General features: G+C 28.2%; 1 protein-coding gene. It reads left to right on the forward strand.

Translation table 11 applies throughout. The features are described from left to right. Positions 1-21 precede the first annotated feature (21 nt). A partial coding sequence (locus tag IEQ44_RS18640; protein WP_227487654.1) for a hypothetical protein occupies positions 22-266 on the forward strand: 245 nt, incomplete at its 3' end.

The raw sequence follows: 266 nt of genomic DNA on the forward strand, positions 1-266 counted from the left end.
ACTAGAGAGAAAATGAAATTCATGAATACTACCTCGTTTAATAGTGTTAAGAGTTACAACTCTAAATACGGTAGTTTTGCATCTTATACATTGCTTAATCCGTATTTCTATCCTTATGATGAAAATGGTAATATTAAAAGAGATTTATATGTTTTTAATGATGGAACGCGTGTAGCAAACGCTTTATATAATTCAACATTAAATATTAAAAACGAGAGTGAATACACCAATTTCCTGAATAATTTTTCTTTTGCATGGAATGTTAC

Source organism: Nocardioides malaquae (assembly GCF_015070385.1).
Lineage (GTDB): Bacteria > Actinomycetota > Actinomycetes > Propionibacteriales > Nocardioidaceae > Nocardioides > Nocardioides malaquae.